19 protein-coding genes and 1 pseudogene are annotated in these 23,170 nt (G+C 55.3%); 11 read left to right on the top strand and 9 right to left on the bottom strand.

Translation table 11 applies throughout. The annotated features are described in order from the left end of the window. Positions 1 to 19 precede the first annotated feature (19 nt). Positions 20 to 769, bottom strand: a complete 750-nt coding sequence (locus tag AC2FPW_RS17225; RefSeq protein ID WP_496814728.1) for a hypothetical protein — start codon at positions 767 to 769, stop codon at positions 20 to 22. On the opposite strand from AC2FPW_RS17225, the gene AC2FPW_RS17220 reads away from it, so the two are divergent. Both AC2FPW_RS17220 and AC2FPW_RS17215 read left to right on the top strand, forming a co-directional pair. Continuing rightward, complete coding sequence (locus AC2FPW_RS17220; protein ID WP_496814727.1) at positions 763 to 1,398, top strand: MarR family winged helix-turn-helix transcriptional regulator; 636 nt, start codon at positions 763 to 765, stop codon at positions 1,396 to 1,398. The two genes, AC2FPW_RS17225 and AC2FPW_RS17220, sit on opposite strands and share 7 nt — an antisense overlap. Next, entirely contained in the window at positions 1,399 to 2,109 is a 711-nt protein-coding gene (locus AC2FPW_RS17215) for an MOSC domain-containing protein (RefSeq protein ID WP_496814725.1), read from the top strand. It begins immediately after the preceding gene. 261 nt (positions 2,110 to 2,370) lie between these two features. On the opposite strand, the gene AC2FPW_RS17210 is transcribed toward AC2FPW_RS17215, so the two are convergent. Continuing rightward, the gene (locus AC2FPW_RS17210) at positions 2,371 to 3,276 is read right to left on the bottom strand and encodes a LysR family transcriptional regulator (protein WP_480483489.1); all 906 of its coding nucleotides are present in this window, start codon (positions 3,274 to 3,276) and stop codon (positions 2,371 to 2,373) included. Between AC2FPW_RS17210 and AC2FPW_RS17205 the strand changes: the two genes are divergently transcribed. Together AC2FPW_RS17205 and AC2FPW_RS17200 are read left to right on the top strand one after the other, a co-directional pair. Continuing rightward, entirely contained in the window at positions 3,230 to 4,246 is a 1,017-nt protein-coding gene (locus AC2FPW_RS17205) for a nuclear transport factor 2 family protein (RefSeq protein WP_496814723.1), read from the top strand. The genes AC2FPW_RS17210 and AC2FPW_RS17205 overlap by 47 nt on opposite strands. 17 nt (positions 4,247 to 4,263) lie before the next feature. Beyond that, positions 4,264 to 5,217 (top strand): VOC family protein, encoded by a 954-nt coding sequence (locus AC2FPW_RS17200; protein WP_496814721.1) that lies wholly within the window; start codon positions 4,264 to 4,266, stop codon positions 5,215 to 5,217. Between the two features lie 135 nt (positions 5,218 to 5,352). On the opposite strand, the gene AC2FPW_RS17195 is transcribed toward AC2FPW_RS17200, so the two are convergent. Next, entirely contained in the window at positions 5,353 to 6,540 is a 1,188-nt protein-coding gene (locus AC2FPW_RS17195; protein WP_496814719.1) for a diaminopropionate ammonia-lyase, read from the bottom strand. 85 nt (positions 6,541 to 6,625) lie between these two features. Here AC2FPW_RS17195 and AC2FPW_RS17190 point away from each other — a divergent pair, with 85 nt between their 5' ends. After that, complete coding sequence (locus AC2FPW_RS17190; protein ID WP_496814717.1) at positions 6,626 to 7,120, top strand: Lrp/AsnC family transcriptional regulator; 495 nt, start codon at positions 6,626 to 6,628, stop codon at positions 7,118 to 7,120. A 225-nt stretch (positions 7,121 to 7,345) separates the two neighbouring features. Here AC2FPW_RS17190 and AC2FPW_RS17185 read toward each other — a convergent pair whose 3' ends face one another. From AC2FPW_RS17185 to AC2FPW_RS17165, 5 genes are all read right to left on the bottom strand, one after another. Continuing rightward, the gene (locus AC2FPW_RS17185; RefSeq protein WP_496814716.1) at positions 7,346 to 9,790 is read right to left on the bottom strand and encodes a GcvT family protein; all 2,445 of its coding nucleotides are present in this window, start codon (positions 9,788 to 9,790) and stop codon (positions 7,346 to 7,348) included. 8 nt (positions 9,791 to 9,798) lie between these two features. After that, the gene (locus tag AC2FPW_RS17180) at positions 9,799 to 10,680 is read right to left on the bottom strand and encodes a phosphotransferase (RefSeq protein ID WP_480483477.1); all 882 of its coding nucleotides are present in this window, start codon (positions 10,678 to 10,680) and stop codon (positions 9,799 to 9,801) included. A 1-nt stretch (position 10,681) separates the two neighbouring features. Continuing rightward, entirely contained in the window at positions 10,682 to 12,673 is a 1,992-nt protein-coding gene (locus AC2FPW_RS17175; RefSeq protein ID WP_480773824.1) for an ABC transporter permease, read from the bottom strand. Further along, positions 12,670 to 13,692: a quaternary amine ABC transporter ATP-binding protein gene (locus tag AC2FPW_RS17170; protein WP_480546022.1), complete on the bottom strand. Its 1,023-nt coding sequence runs from the start codon at positions 13,690 to 13,692 to the stop codon at positions 12,670 to 12,672. Before AC2FPW_RS17170 ends, AC2FPW_RS17175 begins: the two co-directional genes overlap by 4 nt. A gap of 76 nt (positions 13,693 to 13,768) precedes the next feature. Then, complete coding sequence (locus AC2FPW_RS17165; protein ID WP_480488010.1) at positions 13,769 to 14,716, bottom strand: ABC transporter substrate-binding protein; 948 nt, start codon at positions 14,714 to 14,716, stop codon at positions 13,769 to 13,771. Positions 14,717 to 14,919: 203 nt separating this feature from the next. Between AC2FPW_RS17165 and AC2FPW_RS17160 the strand changes: the two genes are divergently transcribed. Continuing rightward, positions 14,920 to 15,705, top strand: a complete 786-nt coding sequence (locus AC2FPW_RS17160; RefSeq protein ID WP_480483469.1) for a DeoR/GlpR family DNA-binding transcription regulator — start codon at positions 14,920 to 14,922, stop codon at positions 15,703 to 15,705. Positions 15,706 to 15,902: 197 nt separating this feature from the next. Here the strand turns inward: AC2FPW_RS17160 and AC2FPW_RS17155 are convergent, their stop codons facing one another. Continuing rightward, positions 15,903 to 16,931, bottom strand: a complete 1,029-nt coding sequence (locus AC2FPW_RS17155) for a LacI family DNA-binding transcriptional regulator (protein ID WP_496814713.1) — start codon at positions 16,929 to 16,931, stop codon at positions 15,903 to 15,905. Positions 16,932 to 17,043: 112 nt separating this feature from the next. On the opposite strand from AC2FPW_RS17155, the pseudogene AC2FPW_RS17150 reads away from it, so the two are divergent. From AC2FPW_RS17150 to AC2FPW_RS17130, 5 genes and pseudogenes are all read left to right on the top strand, one after another. After that, positions 17,044 to 18,556, top strand: a pseudogene (locus tag AC2FPW_RS17150) (tripartite tricarboxylate transporter permease). Further along, positions 18,553 to 19,008: a tripartite tricarboxylate transporter TctB family protein gene (locus AC2FPW_RS17145; protein ID WP_480483463.1), complete on the top strand. Its 456-nt coding sequence runs from the start codon at positions 18,553 to 18,555 to the stop codon at positions 19,006 to 19,008. The pseudogene AC2FPW_RS17150 and the gene AC2FPW_RS17145 overlap by 4 nt, the downstream one beginning before the upstream one ends. A gap of 42 nt (positions 19,009 to 19,050) precedes the next feature. Next, positions 19,051 to 20,010, top strand: coding sequence for a Bug family tripartite tricarboxylate transporter substrate binding protein (locus AC2FPW_RS17140; protein WP_496814711.1), 960 nt, complete (start codon positions 19,051 to 19,053; stop codon positions 20,008 to 20,010). Between the two features lie 60 nt (positions 20,011 to 20,070). Further along, positions 20,071 to 21,492: an acylating sulfoacetaldehyde dehydrogenase gene (sauS, locus tag AC2FPW_RS17135; RefSeq protein WP_496814710.1), complete on the top strand. Its 1,422-nt coding sequence runs from the start codon at positions 20,071 to 20,073 to the stop codon at positions 21,490 to 21,492. After that, positions 21,489 to 23,000 (top strand): class I adenylate-forming enzyme family protein, encoded by a 1,512-nt coding sequence (locus tag AC2FPW_RS17130; protein ID WP_496814708.1) that lies wholly within the window; start codon positions 21,489 to 21,491, stop codon positions 22,998 to 23,000. The genes sauS and AC2FPW_RS17130 overlap by 4 nt, the downstream gene beginning before the upstream one ends. The last annotated feature ends 170 nt before the right edge of the window (positions 23,001 to 23,170 follow it).

The following is a 23,170-nucleotide window of genomic DNA, read 5'->3' as shown; positions in this document are numbered from 1 at the left end:
AGACGACCGGCTGACATCGTTACTGAAGCTTGCCCGGTAGGCTCAGGTCGCCCGAGGCAATGTCGAAAACATCCGTGACGCACAATAGCGGAGCGTGAATGTTGGCGTTTACCCGCAGAGCGGAGGTTACGCCATCATAAGCGATGCCTTCCAACTGAACGTCGTTGGAAAATCCGGCTTTGACTTGAATTTCCGGACCATCGAACAGCGGTGTGAACCCTGGGCTGTCCAGGAAGATTGGGAATCCAGGCCAGGTTGCAGGAAGCTTAGGCGTCGTCCCTTCAGGGATATCGCGCACTGCAAGGGCGCCCGGGCCGCAAGTTTCGGTCGGGGCGAGAACAACCCAGTGGCTGTGCCACTCGATACCGTCGTTGGCTGGGTCGCCATCGCCGTTTTCATCAAACAGCGGGGTGTCGTCAAAATCCGGGTGGCTGGTTGCAGCCATTGCCAAGATGCCGGCGCCGACTTCGAAACCTACTGCAGACGTATCCAGGGATGTAGGCCACACATAGGACCAGACGTCTGACCCTCCTACTGCCCCGGTTCCTGCCGGCACCGATGCCCCGGCAGTACCATTGGTGGTCATGTGGAACGTAATGGTATTGCCGTTGCGATGCGCATGCGCTGCAAGGATGTCAAAGTCGGCCACCTTGGCGACATCAGCGGGAGAGATAACAGCCCCCTCCTGATGTACCGCGTGATCGCCTTCTGCGACGGCGGACGAAGCTCCGATCACAACTGCAGCAAGTGATTTCCAGGTGAGTGCCATTTCTTATCTCCGGTAAAGTGATATCGACTCGCTACCAAACGGAGAAACATATTGCAACTTTAATTTCGACTCGCTACTTGTTGGGCATGAGAACCGCCCACAGTATTCGTATCCTTATCAACCGTCTTGCCCGGATAGATTCCGCTGCGGGCTGGACGGGCGACCTGAACCCGACACAAAGGGCGGCGCTGGAGTACCTGTCCGAGGCAAATCAGTTTTCCCGTTCACCGTCACATGTCGCTGAGTACCTTGGGACAACCCGCGGAACGATGTCCCAGACACTGAAAGCGCTTGTGCGCAAGGGATACGCTGCCGAGCACCGACAAAAATCTGACCAGCGGTCGATCTCGTACGAACTGTCCAAGGCGGGCGCCTCTGTTTTGACAGAGGCCAATCCGATTGCTGACGCCATCGGCAATCTGCCCTCCAGCGTTCAGGTGGCTCTCAAGGATGGTTTGCTTCAGAGCTTGATGTTGGCATTGGCAGCGAATGGCGGTCACTCGTTCGGGAAATGCATGACCTGCGCCTATCATAAGAAAGGTCAGGAAAATGGCTTCTGCAGCTTGCTGGAAGTGAGCCTCGAGCGTGGCGAAGAAGAAAAGATATGTATTGAACACAAAGAGGCCTGAATGACCCTTCCTGAACTATCGACAGTGATAGGTGGCATTTTCCTGGGTTGTGTCACGAACCGCTGGGAGGCAAAGCCGCCCACTGCCATTCAGAAGGATCGGGTGTCTGGGCGTCAGGTCATTTCGCTTACTGGATTTTCAGATGATGCACAGGCGGACCTGACCGTGCATGGCGGTGCAGAAAAAGCCATTCACCATTATGCGCAGGATCACTATGCGGATTGGCAGAGAGAGGGGCAGCTGCCCCCCGGCGCAGAGCCCGCAGCATTTGGTGAAAACATCTCAACAACCGGTTTGACCGAGGAAAATCTGTGCATTGGCGACATCCTGAGGCTGGGCACGGCAATCGTTCAAATCAGCCAGGGCCGTCAGCCCTGCTGGAAACTGGGACTGCACACCGGAAATGAAAGGATGCCCTACCTGTTTCAGAAAACGGGTCGCACTGGGTGGTACTACCGTGTTCTGGAAACCGGTGAGGTCGAAGCAGGAGATCGAATAACGTTGATTGAAAGGCGCAATCCGGACTGGAGCGTGCAGCACGTGACCCGCGCCCGCCTGACACGACGAGTTTCCCGCATGGATGCCGAAGCCCTCGCAAATCTGACAGACCTAGCCCCTGGCTGGCGGCAAGCCTTTGCGCGCATGGCGATGGGCGACGTAAATGAAAATACGCGCGCGAGATTGGGGAGCATGTCGAACACATCGCCTTAAAGACCCACTGCGAGGCGTCTGCATGTTTGTTGGAAGACATGGGCAGGTGGTCAGATAGCCTAGGTCGCCAGCGCGGTGCACATCGGCACGTCCAGGGGGCTGTATGAATTTCTGGCGGTTGATCAGCCAGGAAGTTTCCAGTGAACGTTCCGCTTTCGCAGTTAGGATATCGGTTCCGGTTGTCGGAAGGAGGGTCCGCATGCGGCGGACCACGTCTTTTGCGCGCCATCTCAGAGATGGCAATCAAAGTTTCTTTGCCCTTCATCGGGCGGTCGCTATCTCCGAGATGAGCGCGCGGAGCCATTGGTGGCGAGGTGACGCTGCCTGGCGCATGTGCCAGATCTGCGCAATTCTATCGGGTGGCAGGTCGACGGGTGGGCTGCAATGAGCAAAGCCGGCAAAGATATTGTCCTTTAACCGCGCAGGCATAGTCGCAATAGTATTGGTCCCGCGAATAAGAGAGGCGATTGCCGAGAAACCAGGCAGCGTCACTGAGATGCGGCGGTGCCTTTCCAGGTGGCTGAGCGCCAAATCGATAGCGGTAAGTTCGTGTTGCCCGGGCATCATGACCGCGTGGGGCAACGCGCAATAAGCCGCGATTGTATCAGGAGCAGTCACGTGGTCAGGGTCGAAATAGCAAAGATCATTGTCGGTCAGGATCAGTTTCTGCATCAAGTCGGCTTCGGTTCCGGTAAGCTCGGGCGCCAGCACCAGATCGACCTGCCCGTTGCGTAGTAGTTCGGCCCAGTCTTGTTGCGACTGCGCGCGCCAAATGCGCAGTTGTACCTTCGGTGCGCGGTGTCGCAACGCGTGAAATAAGGGTTTCAGCACGATTTCGGTCTCATAATCATTGGCGGCGATCACAAACTGGCCGCTGTCATCACGAGGCTCGTATTGCGCGGGTTCTGTAAATGCGTCCACTGCCTCCAGAATATGTTGCGCTTGTGCAAACAACTGGGCTGCGCGCGGCGTAGGAGAGATACCGCGCCCCATAGGGACAAACAGCTCATCTTTCACAATTCCGCGTAGCCGGTTCAATCCATGGCTGACAGTGGATTGTGTGACCTCCAGACGTCTGGCCGCCGCCGTGATCGAACCTGTGTCATAGACCGCGGCAAACATGCGTATCAAACGGACGCCGAGTTCTTTATTATCGTTTTTCTTCATGAGTTATATGGTTATCCTTTCTGTTATTTTCATCAATGAAAATCTCTATCTGGTCGCCACATGCAACCGAAAAGGTAAACCCATGCCGTTTAGAAAATCCGTCCTCTTTGCTGCAACCGCTGTGGTTATGGTGCTTTCCACTCCGCTCCATGCTGATAAGCTAAGCATTGACGCACAAACCCAGGCCTCGATCAAACTGGCCGAAGGGTTCTATCGGGATGTTTTGGTTTACCGGAACCTCAACAATTTCGGGAAGTACATCGGCGATACCTATGTTCAGCATGCCACCGCATATGGCGACGGGCCGGTTGAGTTGATCAAGGCCGTTGCCGGTGAACTGACTGCCGATCCTGATGTGCAGGTGGATCTCTACCGTGTGCTTGCCGAGGGTTCCTATGTTGCAATCCATTCTGTCTGGACCGGCAGTAACGGAGACCAGTACGTCTATGTTGATGTCTGGCGCGCCGAGGACGGAAAACTGGTCGAACACTGGGACCACTACCAGCAGGTCCCCGATAGCGCGGCGAATGAAAACACTATGTTTCAGGGGCCAAACGCAGATGTTTATTCCGATCTGAATATCGAGCAGAACCGTGAACGTGCCATCGCCGTTCTGAAAAGCTTTGAAAACCCAAGTGATCTATCAGCGGTCGAAGCGTATATCTCCTCCGAGAACTATATACAGCACAACCCGAGCGTGCCGGATGGGCGCGATGCTCTGGCAGAATACTTGACCGGACTAGCTGCTGATAACGTGCGCCTAAAAACAGAAATTGCCAAGACTATTGCGATGGGCGACATGGTGCTGGTTCATTCGAAGCAGACCAACCTCGACATTGAGGGCGATCTGGGCATCGGATTTTTCGATATTTTCCGCTTTGATGACAATGGTTTCATCGTTGAGCATTGGGACATCGAAGAAGCGCAGACCGGAGAATCCGCAAACACCAACGGCGTGTTCGAGTATTGAGGATCAGGAGAAACCCCATGACCATCAAACCCGGCAATGTGCACAGGCGAGGATTTCTAAACAGGATGGCCGGAGGTTTGACTGCCGCCGCCGGTACAGCGATGATCGCTGATATGCTGGGAACGCGGGCCTACGCCAGCGCGGTTGATGGGAAGGGGGTTTCGAAACTCAGAAAAGGAGCCTATGGCATGAGAAGCAGCGAAGCCCCCGTGTCAATCGGCCGTGTGGCACTGATTGTGAACAATCTGGACACTGTTGGGACCTTTTACCAACAAGTGCTTGGCCTTGAGGAATTGGCGCGGGATGGCGAAACCCTGAAACTGGGCGCAGGAAACAACGTTCTGCTCGAGTTGCGCCAAGACCGTGCTGCGCGGCGCTATCCGCATGCGGCGGGTCTTTTCCATACAGCTTTTCTGATGCCGGACCGCGATTACCTGGGACGCTGGCTGATCTATGCTGCACAAAACCGCATCCCTTTGACCGGGGCGGCGGATCACGACGTCAGCGAGGCGCTGTATCTAAACGATCCAGAAGGCAATGGGATCGAAATCTACGCCGACCGGCCTGTTGAAACATGGCAGATGGATGGAGAGTATATCCGCATGGGCTCGCATCATCTGGACCTGGAGGCCATTGCAGGTGCGGCCCGTCAAGACTGGTCCGGGGCTCCGGAAAATATGGTGGTCGGACATGTCCACCTACAGGTCGGGGATATCAATGCGGTCGACGAATTCATGACACGACATCTAGCGCAGGATCGCATGCTGCACGAAGGTTCAGCAGGGTTCTACAGTTCGGGTGGGTACCACCATCACTTTGCAGGCAACGTCTGGAACAGCAATGGTGCAAAAGCTCGTCCAACTGACAGCAGCGGCTTGGATGAGATCGTGCTGTTGACGGATGGGACTGTATTGCAACCGCAAGAGCTGACAGACCCTTGGGGAACGCGGTTCACTGTCGAAAGGAAGTGAACCTGCATGATTGGCCAAGAACAAAGGCGTATCTTGCAGGCCGGACAGCGGTAAACTCCTGCGGCGTGGCCGGAAGGTGGAAGCCGGGCGCGTCTTCCACCAAGGGGGAATACCACGCCGGGTCATTTCCGCAAGTCAGTTGCTATCATTCATGATCCGGTCGAAAACATGCGGATCTGTGACGCCCTCTGACCCGATCAACATCACTCGGGATTGTGGCGTAATTTGATATTGTTGCCGCAGGTCGGTGCGCAATGACGCGCAGATCAAGCCAATCAGACCGGCCACGGCGCTTTCTCCGGCTTCGATTGGCTCATCTCCGAAAGCGCCGTTTGCCAATAGGCGGACGGCCGGTGCCACAAGCTGGTCCGGGATTTTCATGAAACCGCTGGCGGCCTCTTCCAAAACGTTCCATGCCAATTCGGACGGCGCGCCGCAGGATAGCCCAGCCATTATGGTTTCTTCGCCTACTTCGACGGCTGTAGGCCGATTTGCCTGGGCGCTTGCAAAAAGGCAGGGGGCCAATTCAGGTTCGACCACGATGAAGCGCGGCGCATTCTGCTCCCATTCCTGGAGGAATACCGCGGTGACGGCAGCCGCTAAGCCTCCAACGCCGCCTTGAAGGAAGACATGAGTGGGTGGCAAAGCCAAGTCCTGCACGATTTCGCGCGCCATGACCCCGTAACCAGCCATGACATCAAGAGGTGCCTGAGTGTAACCGGGCCAGGAAGTATCTGAAACAATCAACCAACCGTGTGCCGCTGCATCGGTCCGGGTCTGTGCCACGGAAGCGTCGTAATCTCCATCAATCCTGATCACTTCGGCCCCCAGCTGGCGCATTGCGTCGGCGCGGAATGCGCTTACTTCTTTGTGAATGTAAATTCGGCATGGCGCGCCGAAGCGCTGGGCACCCCAAGCCACTGAACGACCGTGATTGCCATCTGTCGCCGAAATGACGGTTATGTCTGCAATTCCGGCAGTATGGGTGCCGTTTCGGATCTCATCGGCAGTGACTTCACGGCCTGTCTTTTTGGTTAATTCGCGCTGTAATACTCGCAGAACCGCATAAGCGCCGCCAAGTGCTTTGAAACTGCCCAAGCCAAATCTTAACCCTTCATGCTTGTAATAGACTGCGCCCAGATCCAGTGCTTCGGCTAGACCTTGAAGAGACGGCATTGGCGCTCTTTCGTACCCACTCCAGCTTTGAATTTCCCTCTGTGCGAGGTCAAATCCCTCGCGGGGTAAGGTGGCTGTGGCGGCATGGCCAAAGCCTGGCTTGGCTGTATGGCTTTCAATTCCGACTGTCTCAAAGTTTGCGAGCATTTTGTGGTCCTTCCATTGTTGGTGCAAATATAATTCAATGTCAGTGATGTTTTCGCTCTGAGTTGCTGGTAATTTTGAGGCAAACTTGCATGAGGTCGCCGTGAAACAAAAATATTCATCAGGAAGTCTGGATAGCTTCGATCTCGCGATTCTTAGGGTGTTGCAGCAGGACAATACGCTGCCGCACCGTCAAATCGGTGAAAGCGTGAATCTGTCCGCACCCAGCGTGCAGCGGAGGATCAAACGCATGGAGGCGGAGGGGGTCATTGCCGCGCAGTCAGCGCATATTGATCCGGCAGCAGTGGGATTGCCGCTGACCATTTTCGTCGAAGTCGAACTAAAAACCGAGACTGGCGGAAAAATCGATGAAATCAAGAAAAGCTTCTATGCTGCCCCTGAGGTTCAGCAATGCTACTATGTTACTGGTGAAGTGGATTTTGTTCTGATCGTTATCGTTCGAGATATGTCCGAATATGAAAAGCTTACCCAACGGTTGTTCTTTTCGAACAAGAACATCCGAAAGTTCAGAACATTCGTTGCAATGGACCGAACAAAGTCATCCATGCAGTTGAACATCTGACTTGAGCCTCTTCAGAGCATGTAGTCTGGCGGGGTATTTGACTTTTGCGCGGCGCGAACTGGAAAAAAAGTGCTTGTGCACTCCAAATCTGCCAGAAACCTGGTGATCTGGGCGGTAAATCCTGCCGAGACACCTCTCGGTTTACCTGGAAAATAACCACGTTTCCCGAGGTATTGAGGTTGGGACACATTTGCCCCAACTTCATCTAGGTAACAGGGGTTTATGTTACGATTTGATACTGTCCATTTTGGGATCGTAAAGCGGTTGAAGTGTCACGTCGCAGGAGACACGTTGGGTCGCAACCTCCAACTCATACGTGCCGGACGTAACAAAATCTGCATCGACGCCGCCCTGATTTCGGACATAGCCGTAACCGATGGATTTGCCGGTTGTATAGCCATAGCCTCCCGACGTTAGCCAACCCACTCGTTCTCCATCCCGGTATATCGTTTCGCGGCCCAACAGCACCACATCGGGGTCGACGGTGAAGCAGGCCAGCATCTTTTTGACGCCCTCGGCCTTTTGCTTCTCGCTTGCCGCGCGACCCTTGAAGTTTATGTTTTTGCGCAGTTTCACCGCCCATCCCAGACCGCTTTCAAACGGTGTGTGATCGGGCCCGATGTCAGACCCCCAAGCCCGGTAGCCCTTTTCTAGCCGAAGAGATTCAATTGCGCGGTAGCCCGCATTAACCAGCCCTTGCGGTTGCCCTGCTTCCATCAGCGCGGAATAGACTGTTTGCGCGTATTCGACAGGCAAGTGCAGTTCCCAGCCAAGCTCGCCCACGTATGTCACCCGCAGCGCCTTGACCGGGCAACCCGCGATGCCGATTGTCCGGATCGTGCCAAACCTGAACCCATCATTCGAGACATCATCACGGGTAACTGCCGCCAGAATATCTCGTGCTTTTGGCCCCATCAGCGACAACACTGCGTTCGAGGAGGTGATATCGAACAGCTGGCAGTTCAGCCCGTCCGGAATATTTCGGCTGATCCAGTCAAAATCGTGGGTGGCATAGCCCGTACCAGTGACAATGTAGAATTCATCATGCGCTACACGGCCCACGGTCAGGTCGCATTCAATTCCGCCCTTGTCATTGAGCATCTGGGTATAGACCAGCGCACCCACCGGTTTGTCCACATCATTGGCACAAATCCAGTTCATCGCCGCCAAGGCGTCCGGGCCTTTCAGCGCGAATTTGGCAAATGATGTTTGATCGAACAGCACTGCCGCTTCTCGGGCCGCTTTGTGTTCACGGCCAACAGCAGCGAACCAGTTCTGGCGACCAAAGCTGTATTCGTCCTTGGGTGCTTCGCCCAGCGATGCGTCGGCAAACCAGTTCGGGCGCTCCCAACCCAGTTTTTCACCAAAGCAAGCGCCCTGATCCTTCAGCAAATCGTATAGCGGTGACTTGCGGCAGGGCCGGCCGGATTCGTGTTCTTCGTGTGGCCAGGCCATGGTATAGTGTTTGCCATATGCTTCGACTGTGCGGGTGCGAACCCAATCGGTGTCGAAATGCGGGCGGCCAAAACGGCGAATGTCGGCAGACCACAAGTCAAAGGGCGGCTCGCCCTTGGCGGCCCATTCTGCCAACACCATTCCGGCGCCACCGCCAGAGGCGATGCCAAAGGCATTGAAACCAGCACCAACAAAGAAATTCTTCAGCTCTGGTGCTTCACCCACAATGAAGTTGCCATCCGGAGTAAAGCTTTCGGGACCATTGGTCAGGGTCTTGATCCCCGCGGTCTCCAACGCTGGCACCCGGCCCAGCGACAGCTCCATGATCTGTTCGAAATGGTCGAAATTACTGTCAAGCAAGGTGTAGTGAAAACCTTTTGGTATTCCATTCACTGCCCATGGGATAGGGTTCGGCTCATAGCCTCCCATGACGAGCCCACCGACCTCTTCTTTGTAATAGGTCAGCCGATCGGGATCCCGTAGGGTAGGCAGATCACCGGGCACGCCAAATGGTTCTGTGACCATGTACTGGTGTTCCATAGGCACCAGCGGCACATTCACGCCGAATTTGGCGGCAAAGTCGCGCGTCCACTGACCGGCACACACGATCACCTTTTCGCATTCGATACGGCCATGTTCAGTGATTACGGCGCGGATTTTGCCGTTCTCGATTTCAAGATCGGTGGCCTTGGTATCCTCGAATATCTTCGCGCCTGCCATGCGCGCTCCCTTGGCCAGCGCCTGGGTAATGTCCGAGGGGTTTGCTTGCCCATCGGTGGGCAGGAACGCCGCGCCGATGACGTCACCGATATCCATCAGCGGCCAAAGATCCTGCGCTTCCTTCGGGGTTAGCAGCTGCATGTCCAGACCAAAGGAATGGGCTGTGGTGGCCTGCCGTTTGACCTCGGTCCAGCGTTCCTCGTTGCAGGCGAGACGCAAACCGCCATTCATTTTCCAACCCGTTCCCAGACCGGTTTCTTCTTCAATCTTGTTGTACAGATCGACTGAATATCCCAGCAGCTGAGTGATATTGGCGTTCGAACGCAGCTGCCCCACCAGACCCGCAGCATGGAATGTGGTGCCCGAAGTCAGCTTTTTGCGCTCCAGCAGCACCGTGTCGGTCCAACCGAGCTTGGCAAGGTGATAGGCGGTCGAGCAGCCGATGATGCCGCCGCCGATGATGACGGCTTTGGCTGTATTTGGAAGGTCGGTCATATCTGTCCTCAGGTGTTTTTGTAATCGGTCAGGGCCGTGCGAAACCGCGCGAGATTTTCACTTGTGTAGGCTGCATAGTCGAAGTCGATATCCGAGGTGATCTCGGACACCATGCTCCACATGGTTTCACGAAGCAGCGAGGCGCATTTCATCGCCGTATAGCGATGACGCAATTGGTTGGTGACGGGTGCCTGAAAGTAGGTTTCCAGAACCCAGTCCTCTTGTTCATTGGAAAGAGAGTTGTTCGAGGCCAGCCCACCCAAATCAAACAATGGCGAGTTGAAGCCCGCGTAGTCGAAATCGATCAGCCACAGGCGGGTGCCATCGTCCAGAAAGTTGCCGCAAAGCAGGTCGTTATGGCCAAACACGATTTCGTACGGCCCGGCCTCGGCTTCCAGATCATTTCCAATTTGCACAAGTTCAGGGATCAGGCCTTTATGCGAACTTCCATGATCGGTGAGGGTGGCGGCATAGTCGCGGATGACATGAAAGACCCAGAACACCAGCGACGGGCCGCGCAGGTGCTTGGGCACCTCAAGGTGGCAGGCTTTCACGAGCTCCAGCACTCGAGGCAGCATACTGGGGTCGCGTACGTCTTCTTCGATCAGAGTGCGGCTTTCGACGAATTCCAGCACTGTTAATTCGTTGGACGAAAACACTACAGCGGGTGACAGACCTGCAGCATGGGCGGCCTTACTGGCAGCCAGTTCGTTGAAGCGCATCACCTGGTGCAAAGGGATGTCGTCACCGACACGCACCACATAGGATCCACTGCTGTCAGTGACCTTGTAGTTCACATTTGTAATCCCACCCGTCAACGGGGTGGCTTTGATCTCGCCCTGCCAGATCGGTAGCTTGCGAATGCGGGTCATCAGGTCGGATTGGGTCATATCAACTCTCCATTCCAAAGCGGATGCGTGCCTGACGAGCGCTTGCGTTGATCAGCCTATCAGCGATGATGGCAATGAATGCGATGGACAGCCCTGCCACCAGACCTCGACCAGTGTCAGCCTTTGTCAGGGCAATGTAGACTTCCTGCCCCAGATCGCGGGTGCCAACGAGGGCGGTGATAACCAGCATGGACAGCGCCAGCATGATGGTCTGGTTAATACCCAAAAGGATTTCGGGCAGGGCCATGGGCAAGCGAATATGGCGCAGAAGTTGCGTGCGTGTGCACCCAGAGACCAATCCGGCCTCGATCAATTCCTCACTGACCGAGCGCACGCCATGGGCCGCATAACGTACGGCCGGGGCCAGCGCGTAAAGGACTATGGCAATCAGCGCAGTGAAATCGCCGACGCGAAACAGCATCACAACCGGGATCAGATAAACAAAGCTGGGCAAAGTCTGCAACGTATCAATCAACAGGTTGATCACCGTCCCGGCGCGTTTGTTCAGAGCAGCCACAACGCCCAGCGGAACACCGATCAGGGTAGCAAGAAACACAGAGGCACCGCAGAGATAAACTGTCACCATTGCCTTGGCCCACAGTCCTGACACGAGGATCAGCGACGCCAGTCCTCCGCACAGCAGCGCCAGCCGCCAGCCCCCTGCGTGCCAACCCAGCAAGGTCAGCATGGCAATGGCCCAAGGCCATGGGATTCCCAGCAAAACCGTTTTGATCGGGATCATGAACCACGTCAGGAAGAAGATCTTGATCGCCTCGAACGTGTCAAAATAATTGATGTTCAGGTATTTGACCGTGTCATCCCAGAACCCGCCAGTGGTGATCGTCTGGCTTTCAGGATATTCCAGCAACAGGGGTGAGAACTGTCCCAGAACCCAGGTCAAAATCAGCAGGATCATTACCAGAACTGTCCGGCGATGGCGGGTGATCCACGAGCCGGGGAGCTCGTGATGTACCTGCCCCATACGCTCGGCAAAAGCCTGACTTAGGCGATCGACAGCAATGGCCAGAACTACAATGGCAATACCGGCCTCGAACCCAGCGCCGATGTCCAGCCGGCGCAGCGCGGCAAGGACGTCAAACCCTAATCCTCCGGCCCCGATCATCGAGGCAATGATGACCATGTTCAGCGTCAGCATGATCACCTGATTGACGCCTACCATCAGACTGTGGCTGGCGGAAGGAACCAAAACGCGCCACATCAACTGCTTTTGCGTCGTGCCTGCCATGCGCCCGAAGTCCAAAATCTCGGGGTCGACGGCTCTCAAGGCAAGCGTGGTGATCCGCACCATGGGTGGTGTCGCATAGATGATAGTTGCAACAAGCGCCGAAATCGGTCCAAAGCCGAACATGAACAGAATTGGTACCAGATAGGCAAAGATCGGGATTGTCTGCATCAGGTCCAGAATGGGCGAGATGATGCGATCGAAAGTCAGGTGGCGATAGGCCAATATCCCCAACAACAGCCCGCCGCCCGCGCCAATCGGCACCGCAATCAGGACCGAGGCAAGTGTTACCATCGCGCTGTCCCACTGGCCAAAAACGGCCAGATAGGTAAAGCAGCCGCCGACCAACGCGGCCAACCCCCAGTCCCGGCAATACTGTCCCAAAGCTATTACGGCGGTGATAACCACAATCCAGCTGATCGCAGGTAGGATGACTTGCGCATCGTTGCCTTGCCCGGTGACAAAACCCTCGGCCAGCAGGGACAAGACAAGGTCATAGGGCTGTTCTATCAACCAAGCAGCAGCGCGGGTAACGTCGGTGAACGAAACTGGGCCGATTGCAGCATCCTCGATCAGCCAGGACATTGCAGATGAGATATAAGTTTTGAACGGGACGACCCAAGCCGACGGGAATTTGGTGATCCAGCGCGCATCGAGCGCTTTTCCCAGGTTGCTGCCGAAATACCCCAGCAGGATCGTGAGTCCGACAAGCAGCAGAATGATGAGCTGACTGCGGGACAGGCGGCTCATACCGCGTCCCCTTCACCGAATAGCACATGGGCCACAGCCTTGCGATCAATGGCGCCAATAACCAGCCCATTGCTGTCTGTCACGGGAATTGGCGCATCTGCGGCGATGATCCGTTCCGCCACGGTCGAGACGCGGGTCGATTGCACAATGGGCTCACCTTCACCTGCAGCGCCGACGGTCATTACACCACCAACCGTCAAAACCTTGGAGCGCGGAATATGGCGCGTGAATTCAGCCACATATTCTGTCGCTGGATTCATCACCAGTTCTTCCGGGGTGGCGATCTGGATGACCTCACCATCCTTCATAATGGCGATGCGGTCGGCCAAGCGAACGGCTTCTTCAAAGTCGTGCGTGATAAAGACAATAGTCTTATGCAACCGTTCCTGGAGTCGCAGAAATTCATCCTGCATTTCGCGCCGGATCAGCGGATCGAGGGCCGAAAAAGGCTCGTCCAGAAACCAAAGATCGGGCTCTGTCACCAACGATCGAGCAATGCCCACACGCTGTTGCTGACCACCCGAGAGCTCTCGTGGATAGTAGTCCTCGCGCCCCTTCAGGCCGACCAGTTCCACCACGTCTCTCGCCTTTGCGTCGGCCTCGTGTTTGGGCGTAGCCTGAATAGTCAGGGGGAACATCACATTCTGCAATACGGTCAGGTGCGGCAGCAGGGCAAAATGCTGAAACACCATGCCCATCTTGTGTCGGCGGATTTCAATCATTTCTTTCTCGCTGGCGCGCAGCAGGTCGGCGTCGTCGAACAGAACCTCACCGCTTGTAGGTTCGATCAACCTGGACAGACAACGAACCAGGGTTGATTTGCCTGAACCGGACAGGCCCATGATGATGAAGATTTCACCTTCAACGATTTCAATATTGGCGTTGCGTACCGCTCCGATCACACCCGCATTTCGAATGTCATCCGCCGATGGGTTCGGATTTTGCGCCAGAAGGGTCTCGGCGTTTGGACCGTAAAGCTTCCAAACGTTTCGGCAGGACAGTTTTGTTGTGGGAGTCATCTGTGGTGTCCGGGACTAAGACGGAAAAAGACCGAAGCGGTAGAGGAGAGCGGGGTAACCGCTTCGGCCAAGCAGATTATTTAGAGATCCAGCCAGACCAACGGTCCTTGTTCGTCTCCATCCAATCCGCGACAACTGCATCAATATCCACACCGTCCAGATCGGCTTTGCCGACCATGGCGCTCATCTCGTCGTTATTGATGTTATAGGCTTCGATGATGTCATACGCGCCCGGCCACTTTTCTTGCAGGCCAGACCAAGCAGCCTTCCAGATCGGACCGCGCGGTTTTCCGCAATCATAGGCCAAAGCCGGGTTCACACCGACGGACGGGTCGCTGTAGCACTCGGCCGAGTATGGCGGAAACTCCACGAATTCGCCGTCATATTTGGCCGGGGCCCAGTGCGGAACATAGACCCACAACATGATCGGATCTTCGCGCTGATATGCGGATTCCAGCTCTGCAAAAAGCGCAGCATCCGTGCCTGCGTGGACAACTTCAAACTCCAGCTCTAACGCTTCGACGCGTTCTTCGTCGAAACCGCCCCAGGTCACGGGTCCGCCGACATAGCGCCCATTTGGCGAGGTTTCAGCCGTGGCAAATTCCCCTGCGCAGTCTTTCAGAGCTTCCCAGTTTGGCAAGCCGGGGCAGCGGTCTTTCATGTAAGTCGGGTACCACCATTCTTCGATCGCCATCAGACCGGTTTCACCTACGTTCACCACATTGCCAGAGGCGGTGGCTTCGTCCAGCGCTTCACGCCCGGTGGTTTCCCAGATTTCCATTGCCAGATGTAGATCACCTGTCTTCAGGCCCGCAAACTGAGCGATATAGTCTGCCTGTACATACTCAACGTTGTATCCGGCCTCTTGCAGGATTGATCCCATTATCTTGGTGTTGATCAGCTGCCCTGACCAATCATGCAACGTCAGTTTGATTGGGTCCGTCGATTCGGCGGCCCAAGAAGCCGAAGCAGTTACGCCAGCGACTAATGCCATTGCGTGTAGTGCATTGAATTTCCTGATCATGTTGTGCTCCCTGAATGTGGCTTTTTGAGTGTTTTTCGTTTATTACACTTCCATGCTGCGCCAATCTGACAACTACGTCAATAAAAACCACACTTCGCCACGATTATTCGTTATAATTCACACAAAAAGCCCCGAACGGCACCGTATTGGACGTAATATTGTTTTATTGGGATGACTGCCGTATCCCCCTTTCAGGAGGTCGCATGTTAAAGCCACGAAAAACCACAAATCAGCGCGAAGAAGAAATCCTTCGCGAGCTGCAACATGCGGGCGGGTCGTGCAGGGTCAGCCTCCTGGCTCAAAAATTGAATGTTTCCAATGAAACGATCCGGCGCAATGTCAAGGCGCTGGAAGAGCGCAAGATCGTGCGGAAGGTGCATGGCGGCGTACATCTTAGCGAAGACGCCATAGAGCCACCCTTTGAAAACCGCTTGGGAACGCAAGCACATGCGAAAGAAGCAATAGCCCGGGCAGTCGCAAATACAATTAGCGACGGGGATTCCCTATTTCTGGATATCGGTTCGACGACCGCCTACGTCGCGCTTGCGCTACGGAAACACAAAGACCTGTTTGTAGTTACAAATTCGGTTTTCGTCGCTTACACGTTGTCAAAGCACAACAACAACCGGGTGTTTCTGGCGGGTGGAGAACTGCGCGCACATGATGGGGGCGCTTTCGGTGCAGAGGCATTGGATCTTGTGAAGCGTTTCAACGTACAGCTGGCAGTGTTCTCGGTTGGAGCCGTGAATGGCGATTTGGGCTTCATGCTGCATGATCTCGAAGAGGCCAATATCGCGCGTGCTGCAGCTGAAAATGCGCAGGTGCGCATCGTCGTAGCCGACAGCGGAAAATTCAACAAGCGGGCTCCGATATCTCTCCATAACATGGCCGGAATTGATGTTTTGTATACGGACCGCGTTCCTCCTGCCAACATCCTGGCCATGCTCGACAAAAATGAAATCGAAGTTGTTATCGCAGGGTCGGACTAGTGTCAGAACTGATAGATGTACCCAGCGTACAACACTGCATCCTTGAGGAGATGGCAGCCTTTGAATGAGATCATGTTGAAACCTGTTAACGAACTATTCGATGGGAAAAACGTCAAATCGCGCATGTTCGTCAACCGGGCCTCATAGTTTGCGACACATCTGTTCAGAATGTGCAAACAAGTTGGCAATGCCGACTATTATACTGACACTGGACCTGTTGTTCCTCTAACAACACGCTCCAGCTCGCAGCAAATTTTGAAATGTTCCGACTCATCTGACGTAATGTAATCGGTGAACTTGTCCCCTGCGAGTTTACCGATGGCTTCGGCGGGGATTCGAATGGTGGTGAGCCCCGGCTCAACATCAGCCGATCCCTTGAAATCTCCGATGCCAATAATTGAAAGATCGCCGGGAACGTTTAACCCCAGTTTCTGGGCCGCAAACAAAGCGCCCTGCGCTATGACGTCATTTCCACATAACAAAGCCGTAAGTCGAGATGTTTCCGCCAAAAGGTTCAGCGCAGCCTGCTTGGCCTGCGAAACGCTGTAAGGAGCTTCAGATTCGTGCTCGCCCGGAACGGAGACACCCATATTTTGTAGCGCTTCGTGCACGGCGGAAAGTCGATGTTGCGCGCGGTCATTACCATTGGTCTTTGGAAAGATCAGCCCAATGTCACGATGCCCTAGGGCCAGCAGATGCTCTGTTGCGAGACGGCCGGCCAACTGGTTGTCGGCCCCGACACAAGGAAGATCCGAATCCTTTGAGTAGTTCCAAATCGCAAGTGCAGGTATTTTCTGCTGCGTGATCAAGCGATTGGTGGCATCGGAATGCTCCAAGCCAACCAATGCCACGCCGTCCACGCGATGTTCAAGAAACTTGCGGACCATCGCGTATTCCCGATCCAGATCATACCCGTGCGACGCCAGTAGAAGGCTGAATCCTGCCTTGTCGATAGAGTCGGAAAAAGCCTGAATGACCTCGGCGAAGATGGCATGGTTGATAGTTGGTACGACCAGGCCAATCGTTCCTGACCGTTTGCCATGCATTGTTTGAGCGGCACGATTGCGGATATACCCGAGCCGCTGCACTGCCCTGTTGATCTTTTTGCGAGTCGCAGGGCTGACCAGATCAGGGTGATTGAAGGTACGAGAAACCGTAGACGGCGAAACCTTCGCGGCCTTTGCGACTGCCACGATATCGACTTTACCATGCTGAAAATTAGACATAATTTCGTCCCGCCCAGTCGATTTTATGAAAACATTTGCAATACTATTTTCATCCCCTAACCTGATTTGTCAACAAACCAAAAGTGCAGACAAACGGGTTGGGAGGCACTGGATGGAATTCATTTACTACTTCGGGGATGTGTTCACACCGATGTCCTTCTTGCTGCTTTTGGGCGGCACGATCGGAGGGCTGATCCTGGGCGCGACACCAGGCTTGTCACCAACGATGGCGGTTGCCCTTTTGATTCCGTTCACCTTCCAGCTTGAGGCCGCACAGGGGCTGATCTTGCTGGGAGCCGCCTATACCTCGACCGTTGCTGGTGGCGCGGTGAGTGCAATTCTACTGAAAATCCCAGGCGCTCCAGCCAATATTGCCACCACTCTGGACGGCCACACCATGGCCAAGCAGGGACAAGGGGCGCGGGCGCTGCAACTGTCGTTTCTGGCCTCGGCGGTTGGCGGCATCTTCGGTGTGCTCCTATTGATCTTTCTGACACCGGTTTTGGCCAAATGGGCGCTGGCGTTTGGCCCCTCACACCTGTTCTGGTTGGCCATTTTGGGGGTGACTGTGATTGGCACGCTAGATTCTGCATCCGTGGTCAAAGGTTTGCTATCGGGCTGTATCGGATTGTGGCTGGCGACAGTCGGTTTCGACGACATTATGGGCGCGCAACGCTTTATCTTTCACCCTGCACTGGGCGGCGGCATCAACATTATCGCGGCGCTGATCGGTCTGTTCGCGATCCCTCAGGTGCTGACGATGTTTGCAAAGGGACGCCACGACACGGGTGCTGAAGTCATTGAAGTACAGCGCCATTCGATCATGGCCGCATTGCGAGAACTGTTCAACCGTACCCGAGCACTTAGCATCGGCACACTGACAGGTTCCATCATTGGCCTGATCCCAGGCGTTGGCGGGCAAATTGCCGGGCTGGTTGCCTATGATCAGAGTAAGAAGTTTTCAGCCGAGAAGGACAAGTTCGGCACGGGTCATTCCGAGGGCGTAATTGCCGCGGAGTCCGCCAACAATGCGATGGTGGGCCCATCTCTGGTACCGTTGTTGACCTTGTCGATCCCGGGTAGCCCAACCGCAGCCGTTTTGCTGGGCGGGCTGCTGATTCATGGAATTTTTCCGGGCTCGGATCTGTTCGACAACCACCCGGACGTGGCGTGGACGTTCATAAACTCCATGCTGATCGGCCAGGTCCTGATGTGCGTCTTTCGGCCTATACATTGCCGGTCTGGCCGCGCGTGTCGCGCAGGTGCCGCAATCGGTCATGGCGGCCGTTGTTCTGGCCCTTTCGGTCTTCGGCGCCTACTCGGTTCAGAGTTCGATGGGGGATGTCTATGTCATGGCGTGCCTTGGCATCGGGATGTTTTTTCTGGAACGATTTGGATTCTCGGCTGCTCCGTTGGTTCTGGGATTGATCCTTGGTCCGATTGCCGAAGCCAACTTCATTCAGGGCGGAATGATCGCGGACGCGACCGTCGGCAAAGCCTCTTACTTCCTGACGGGCGGATTGAATCTTCTGCTGATCGCCGTTGTACTGGCTTCAATTGCCTACTCGGTTTGGATGGAACTTCGCCACCGGCGCTATACCACCAAAGAGGAGGCACAGGCATGAACCGCACACAACACATAATCGGGTCGGGTTTGGTTTTTGCCGTAGGACTTTGGGTAACCTGGGTCAGCTTTACTCAGCAACCGGTCGAGGCATTTCTGTTTCCGCGTCTAATCGCTTCGGTCTTTGTGGTTTTGGCAGGGTGGACCTTCGGCAAAGCGCTGATGGGATTGTCCAAGGTAGGCAACGGCGTGACCCGCATGATGTTCATCAACATGCTGCCGGGCTTGTTCGTCACCCTTATCTATGTCTTCTGGGCGTCCAAATCGCTGGGGTTCTACACAGCAACGGCAATCGCGTTTTTCATTCTGCTGTCGATTTACGATCCAGACCCACATTCCGAAGCCAAAACCTGGGTCAAGCGCGGTGTCATCACAGCGATCTTTGTGGCGGTGATGTACGGGCTCTTTGCCATGCTTCTGCAAGTCTACACACCAAGGGAATTTCTGTTCTGACCGCAAGGGATGCGGATGAACCAAAATAGGGAGGAAACGCAAATGAAACGGTTGATTACAGGGGCAGCACTGGCCCTCACGAGCCTGACGGGCGCGGCGGTTGCCGAGGAGTATCCCGAACGCCCAATCATGATGATGGTCAGTTACGGCGCTGGTGGCGCAACCGACTTTCAGGCGCGGATTGTCACCATGACATCCGGGAATGAAGACGCGCTGGGAATGCCAATCGCCATCATAAACAAACCGGGCGCCGGAGGGCGTGTGGGTTGGAACTGGTTCGCAACCCAGGCCGACGCCGATGGCTACACTCTTGCTGCCTACAATGTTCCACATTTCATCGCCCAATCGATCAAGGGTGGGGTCGAGTATTCGGTCGACAGCTTTGAGCCCATCGCCAACTGGGGCGCCGACCCGGCTGTCTTCGTGGTTGGTGCGGACAGCCCGTTCAACTCGATGGAAAGTGTTGTCGCATATGCCAAGGAAAACCCCGGCAAGCTGACCGTGTCCGGGGCTGGGCTTTTTGTTGGTCACCACATTGCGGCTCTTCAAATCGACAAGGCTGCAGGAACAACGATGGCCTATATCCCGACCAAAGGCGGCGGCGCAGCGGCCATGAAAGCGGTAATTGCTGGCGAAGTCATGGGTGGTATAAACAACCTGTCGGATGCGTTCCGCGCAAAAGAGGCGGGCAACGTCAAAATCCTGGGTGTCGCAGATCTTGAGCGAAACGCGTTCCTGCCCGACGTGCCGACTATGATGGAACAGGGGCTTGATGTCGACAACTCGTCGGTCAATTTCCGGGGCGTGATGGTGCCCAAGGGAACGCCGCCTGAGGTGATCGAGAAACTTGCGGAAACGGTTCCCGAGATGTTCGCCAACGATCGTGTGATGAAAAAGATGGAAGCCGGCGGATCGCCCATGCACATCATGACACGCGATGAAGTGATCAAGATGTGGGAGAAACGTCAGCAAACACTGAACGAATTGTTGGCTGGGCTCTGATCCAGTCAACTCCCTACGGGGCGGAGTGGGTCCGCCCCGATCAAACAATCGAGGACCGAGATGAACGCTCAGGAAGGGGTTTCCCCCGAGATCGACGAAGTTGATCGCATAGTAGCGCATGCGCGCAAGGCCCAAGCGACCTTTGAAGAAATCGGCAGTCAGGCGCTGTACGACAAGGCGGCGCTGGCGGCGGGATGGGCAATCATGGAGCCAACACGCAATCGGGCACTGGCCGAAATCGCTGTTGCGACCACCGGTCTGGGAAATGTTCCGGACAAGATTACAAAGAACCACCGCAAGACTCTGGGCTTGTTGCGCGATATCGCTGACGTGAAAACCCACGGCATCATTAGCGACAATCCGACAACCGGCATGACCGAGATTGCACGTCCAATCGGTGTAATCGGTGCTGTGGTTCCATCGACCAACCCCGCTGCGACGCCGGCGAACAATATCATCAATGCGCTCAAAGGAGGCAACTCCATCGTGGTGGCACCATCCCCCAAAGGAGTCGCTTCCTGCGAAATGCTGATCGCTTTTATCCATTCAGAGTTTGACAAGCTCGGCCTCAATCGCGATTTGGTCCAGATGATCCCTGCGCCCGGATCCAAGGCCAAGACACAAAGGTTGATGGAAGCCGTAGATCGCGTGATCTGTACCGGCAGTCAGAACAACGTCCAACGCGCACAATCCTGTGGAACGCCAGCAGTGGCGGTTGGTGCGGGCAATGTGACGGTGATTGTGGACGAAACCGCAGATCTGGCCGCAGCTGCTTCCAAGATCACGGCATCGAAATGCTTCGACAACGCGACGTCCTGCTCGTCTGAAAATGCGCTGGTTGTTGTAGATGCGGTCTATGACGCCTTTGTCGCCGCGATCGCCGTTGAAGGCGGTGCCTTGGTGCCATCTTCCGAGGCTGGAAACATCATCGCACGGCTGTGGCCCGATGGGCATCTCAACCGATCTGTAATCGCGCAGGACGCTGGCAAGATGCTTGAAGCACTGGATATGGCGGATAAGGTCCCCGAGGGGACCAAGTTCCTAGCCGTGGAAACTGACGGAATTGGCCCGGATCATCCTTTGTCGGGGGAAAAGCTCAGCCGGGTTCTGGCGCTTTATCGAGCGGCAAATTTTGAAGAAGCCAAGGTAATCGCGGCTCGTATTCTGGAACACCAGGGCGCGGGGCATTCTGTCGGAATCCATACCAGCGACGACGCGCGCGCGGTTGGGTTGGGTCGCGACCTGCCCACCTGCCGGGTCATCGTAAATCAGGCGCATACCTTTGCCACTGGTGGCAGCTTTACCAACTGCATGCCCTTTTCGCTGTCAATGGGCTGCGGCAGTTGGGGAGGCAATTCCATCGACACCAATCTGCATTGGCGGCATTTCGTACAAACGACAAAGATCATCCGTGAAACGCCGCCGCGCGAGCCCGAATTGGAAGCGATATTTGGCGGCTACTGGTCGGAGGCGGGGCAATGATCGAACCACCCAAGGGAACCGTCCGGGACTGGCTTGACCGTCGGGCAAGCCGCGGGGGAACCGGGTTCGTTTTCCCGGACGGGGCGCGGGACCTGAATTGGGGTGAATTGCGTGACTCAGCTCGCCGCATCGCAAGCATGTTGACCGAACGGGGTGTGGCGAAGGGAGAAAGCGTCGCCATCCTCTACCCCAATTGCCGGGAAGCGCTTGAGGTCCTTTTTGGCGTTCTCTATGGCGGATTTCGGGCCACGATGATCAATCTTGTCGCGGGTGACAGCGCCGTTGCCTATGCGCTGGAACACAGCGGCGCGTGCTATGGATTTGTACATTCCGATCAAACGGACCTGTTCAGGCGAACGGCCAATCCTGCGAATATCAAACAGTTGAAGGTGGCAGATGCTGTTGAGTCCGGCAGCAACCTGCATAGCCTCTCGCCTCATAGCCACGCTTTGTTGATGTATACATCCGGAACAACCGGTCGCCCCAAGGGGGTGGTCCACACACATTCCAGCCTGTTGGCAGGGGGTTGGACGACCAAAATTGCCCATGAATTGTCCGAGGCTGATCGCGGGTTTTGCGTCTTGCCGATCTATCATATTAACGGGCTCTGCGTGACGGTGATGGGAACACTGGTCTCAGGCGGATCGTTGGCCATGTGCGAACGATTTTCTTCCAGCAAATTCTGGGACAATCTTGGAAAGGCCGAGGCAACGTGGTTCTCGGTCGTTCCGACCATTATCTCGCACCTGCTGCACTCTGAGACTAGTCCGGATGCGCAAACCCGGCAACGCGTGCGTTTCGGGCGCTCTGCGTCGTCAGCCTTGGCGCCGGACGTGCAGCGTGGCTTTGAGGATCGTTTCGAGATCCCAATCGTGGAAACCATGGGCTTGACGGAAACTGCCGCTCAGATTCTGTCAAACCCGCTGCCCCCCGGCGTTCGGAAGATTGGTTCACCCGGCATTGCATATGGAAATGAGGTTGCAATTCTGGACGCGGAATTTCGGCCTGTACCTACCGGAACAGAAGGTGAGTTGGTCATACGCGGTCCGAATGTGATGCTGGAGTACCTCAATGACCCGGATGCTACTGCGGGCACATTTACTTCGGATGGCTGGTTGCTGACCGGAGATCTCGCCCGCATGGATAAGGACGGGTATGTTTATGTGACCGGTCGATTGAAAGAACTGATCATTAAGGGAGGGGAGAATATAGCCCCTCGTGAGATTGACGAGGCACTTTATTCACACCCCGACGTTGTTGAAGCTGCGGCCTTTGCCCGCCCTTGCAAAAGCTACGGTGAAACCGTCGAGGCAGCGGTAAAAATTCGAGAAGGTTCTGAATTGACGCCGCAAGCTTTGTCAAAGATCTGTGAGTCCCAGCTAGGCCGTTTCAAGTCTCCTGACAAAGTTCACATTCTGATTGATCTTCCAAAGGGCCCGTCGGGAAAGATCCAGAGAAACAGGATCCTACAAATCGTTAGCGAGGAGGCGAGCGACTTGAAGATGTAGATGGCAATGCCGGTCCGACTCTACCTGAAAAATAAATGCCAAAACAAAAGCGGGAATAGCCACAAAGGCAATTACCGACGCCAGCTTCAGCAGTGCCGAAAGCCTTTCAATCGTCATGATAAGCGTGTTTCCATCAACGGTTCTAGGCACCCGTTGTGGCAGGTGCCTGA

This window comes from Ruegeria sp. SATB027, from assembly GCF_059613825.1.
The sequence above is the reverse complement of the archived record's forward strand: the minus strand, read 5'-3'. Positions and strand labels throughout refer to the sequence as shown.

Coding starts and splice junctions, on each gene's coding strand:
- AC2FPW_RS17130 (WP_496814708.1), top strand. CDS start 21,489: ATGATCGAACCACCCAAGGGAACCGTCCGGGACTGGCTTGACCGTCGG.
- sauS (WP_496814710.1), top strand. CDS start 20,071: ATGAACGCTCAGGAAGGGGTTTCCCCCGAGATCGACGAAGTTGATCGC.
- AC2FPW_RS17195 (WP_496814719.1), bottom strand. CDS start 6,540: ATGCTCGCAAACTTTGAGACAGTCGGAATTGAAAGCCATACAGCCAAG.
- AC2FPW_RS17165 (WP_480488010.1), bottom strand. CDS start 14,716: ATGATCAGGAAATTCAATGCACTACACGCAATGGCATTAGTCGCTGGC.
- AC2FPW_RS17215 (WP_496814725.1), top strand. CDS start 1,399: ATGACCCTTCCTGAACTATCGACAGTGATAGGTGGCATTTTCCTGGGT.
- AC2FPW_RS17205 (WP_496814723.1), top strand. CDS start 3,230: ATGCGTATCAAACGGACGCCGAGTTCTTTATTATCGTTTTTCTTCATG.
- AC2FPW_RS17155 (WP_496814713.1), bottom strand. CDS start 16,931: ATGTCTAATTTTCAGCATGGTAAAGTCGATATCGTGGCAGTCGCAAAG.
- AC2FPW_RS17210 (WP_480483489.1), bottom strand. CDS start 3,276: ATGAAGAAAAACGATAATAAAGAACTCGGCGTCCGTTTGATACGCATG.
- AC2FPW_RS17180 (WP_480483477.1), bottom strand. CDS start 10,680: ATGACCCAATCCGACCTGATGACCCGCATTCGCAAGCTACCGATCTGG.
- AC2FPW_RS17225 (WP_496814728.1), bottom strand. CDS start 769: ATGGCACTCACCTGGAAATCACTTGCTGCAGTTGTGATCGGAGCTTCG.
- AC2FPW_RS17185 (WP_496814716.1), bottom strand. CDS start 9,790: ATGACCGACCTTCCAAATACAGCCAAAGCCGTCATCATCGGCGGCGGC.
- AC2FPW_RS17175 (WP_480773824.1), bottom strand. CDS start 12,673: ATGAGCCGCCTGTCCCGCAGTCAGCTCATCATTCTGCTGCTTGTCGGA.
- AC2FPW_RS17145 (WP_480483463.1), top strand. CDS start 18,553: ATGAACCGCACACAACACATAATCGGGTCGGGTTTGGTTTTTGCCGTA.
- AC2FPW_RS17170 (WP_480546022.1), bottom strand. CDS start 13,692: ATGACTCCCACAACAAAACTGTCCTGCCGAAACGTTTGGAAGCTTTAC.
- AC2FPW_RS17160 (WP_480483469.1), top strand. CDS start 14,920: ATGTTAAAGCCACGAAAAACCACAAATCAGCGCGAAGAAGAAATCCTT.
- AC2FPW_RS17200 (WP_496814721.1), top strand. CDS start 4,264: ATGACCATCAAACCCGGCAATGTGCACAGGCGAGGATTTCTAAACAGG.
- AC2FPW_RS17140 (WP_496814711.1), top strand. CDS start 19,051: ATGAAACGGTTGATTACAGGGGCAGCACTGGCCCTCACGAGCCTGACG.